1 protein-coding gene and 2 pseudogenes are annotated in these 2,403 nt (G+C 55.2%); 2 read left to right on the forward strand and 1 reads right to left on the reverse strand.

Going from position 1 to position 2,403, the window contains the following annotated elements; all coding sequences use genetic code 11:
* Window positions 1–333 (reverse strand): annotated as a pseudogene (locus tag D3H35_RS31615) (MFS transporter); the annotation flags it as partial.
* Between the two features lie 1,023 nt (window positions 334–1,356).
* Here D3H35_RS31615 and D3H35_RS33310 point away from each other — a divergent pair.
* Entirely contained in the window at window positions 1,357–1,791 is a 435-nt protein-coding gene (locus D3H35_RS33310; protein ID WP_233568251.1) for an MFS transporter, read from the forward strand.
* 206 nt (window positions 1,792–1,997) lie between these two features.
* Window positions 1,998–2,403: pseudogene (locus D3H35_RS33315) on the forward strand (MFS transporter); the annotation flags it as partial.

The following is a 2,403-nucleotide window of genomic DNA, read 5'->3' on the forward strand; positions in this document are numbered from 1 at the left end:
CGCGCCGACGATTCCGGTTACGAGACCGATCTGCTTGCTGAACCGTTGAGGAACCAGTTGGAACACCGAGCCGTTGCCCATGCCGAGCAGCATCATCATGGCGAATAGAAGACGGTGATCAAGGTTAGCGAAGGCAGGGTGGAGATGAATGCGAGCAGGACGCGACTCCAGCGTACAGCAAGAGCAGCATGCGATTCCGCCGAGCTTATCGCCAGCCAGCCACCTACAGTCGGAAGAAGCTGCCTGCAATGACGCATAAGGTAGTGAAATTGCCCGCTTGAATTGGGAAAGATCGTATTGCGTATTGAAGAAAATCGGCAAGTAGCTCGACATGCCGACAAAGCCGCCGAACGTGACGCTGTAGAGCAGGTTGAAAATCCATGTGTCGCGCTTGCGATTACTCGGCCGTAGTCGATGAGCTTGGCCGGAGCCGGTTGATTAGGACTGTCCTTGGCAAGCAAGGAGAAAACAACGAATACGACGGCGATCGGTATGAGAGCAAATCCGAACACGACATGCCAATCTCCGTAGTAGGTGGCGATCCGGTTGGCGAACAGCGTGTGAATACCGTACCGCTATTGCCGGCTCCGGCGATGCCCATGGCAAGCCCTTGATATGCGCGGTACCAGCGGCTGGCCAGCGGAGAGCGACGGAGAAGCTCGCTCCGCGACGCCGAGCAGAAGGCCTACATAATGCAGGCTGCTCAGGTGTGGCGAACTGCCATCCCCAAATGAGCGGAATGAATGTAATAAGCATTCCGAGCTGGGCTGTCCGTTTCGGTCCGATGCGGTCGTCAGGAAGCCTAATACGAGACGCAGAATGGAGCCTCCCAGAATCGGGAGGGCGACCAGATTCGCTTTTGGGCCGCGCTCAAGTCGAAATCTTTCATAATGATAATGGACAGCGTCCGAGCAGCACCCAAATCATGAAGCTGACGTCGAAGTAAGCGAAGGCGCTGAATAGCGAAGCTTGTGTCCCGCTTGCAAGAATCCTTTTCCGCCATTGAACATCTCTCCCTTTGGTATTGTAGCTATGAAACCGTTTTTACGGACATAAGAAAAGCGGAGCAGTCGAATAAATCGACAGCTGCCGGCTTCGTTGCCAGGCTCGGGCACAACATTCACTTCGAACATATAATGGCGATAGCAACCTCGATCGAGGCGGCGGTTCCGGCGATGAAGCCGGGAACGCCACCTGAAATCACGTTCGCCCGAATAAGCACGCAACGGTTCACGCACAAGGAGTGCCCGAGCCTGGCAACGAAGCCGGCAGCTGTCGATTTATTCGACTGCTCCGGCTTTTCTTATGTCCGTAAAAACGGTTTCATAGCTACAATACCAAAGGGAGAGATGTTCAATGGCCGGAAAAGGATTCTTGCAAGCGGGACACAAGCCTTCGCTATTCAGCGCCTTCGCTTACTTCGACGTCAGCTTCATGATTTGGGTGCTGCTCGGACCGCTGTCCATTATCATTATGAAAGATTTCGACTTGAGCGCGGCCCAAAAAGCGAATCTGGTCGCCCTCCCGATTCTGGGAGGCTCCATTCTGCGTCTCGTATTAGGCTTCCTGACCGACCGCATCGGACCGAAACGGACAGCCCAGCTCGAATGCTTATTACATTCATTCCGCTCATTTGGGATGCAGTTCGCCCACACCCTGAGCAGCCTGCATTATGTAGCCTTCTGCTCGGCGTCGCCGGAGCGAGCTTCTCCGTCGCTCTCCCGCTGCCAGCCGCTGGTACCCGCCGCAATATCAAGGGCTTGCCATGGGCATCGCCGGAGCCGGCAATAGCGGTACGGTATTCACCACGCTGTTCGCCAACCGGATCGCCACCTACTACGGAGATTGGCATGTCGTGTTCGATTTGCTCTCATACCGATCGCCGTCGTATTCGTTGTTTTCTCCTTGCTTGCCAAGGACAGTCCTAATCAACCGGCTCCGGCCAAGCTCATCGACTACGCCGAGTAATCGCCAAGCGCGACACATGGATTTTCAACCTGCTCTACAGCGTCACGTTCGGCGGCTTTGTCGGCATGTCGAGCTACTTGCCGATTTTCTTCAATACGCAATACGATCTTTCCCCAATTCAAGCGGGCAATTTCACTACCTTATGCGTCATTGCAGGCAGCTTCTTCCGACCTGTAGGTGGCTGGCTGGCCGATAAGCTCGCGGAATCCGCATGCTGCTCTTGCTGTACGCTGGAGTCGCCGTCTGCTCGCATTCATCTCCACCCTGCCTCGCTAACCTTGATCACCGTCCTTCTATTCGCCATGATGATGCTGCTCGGCATGGCAACGCTCGTGTTCCAACTGGTTCCTCAACGGTTCAGCAAGCAGATCGGTCTCGTAACCGGAATCGTCGGCGCGGCCGCGGTCTTGGCGGCTACTTCCTGCCGAAAATTCT

Origin of the sequence: Cohnella faecalis, assembly GCF_003570905.1 — a bacterium.
GTDB lineage: Bacteria > Bacillota > Bacilli > Paenibacillales > Paenibacillaceae > Cohnella > Cohnella faecalis.

What these genes read in the sequence shown, in the direction of transcription:
- D3H35_RS33310 (WP_233568251.1), top strand. Translation starts at nt 1,357, where the DNA reads ATGGCCGGAAAAGGATTCTTGCAAGCGGGACACAAGCCTTCGCTATTC.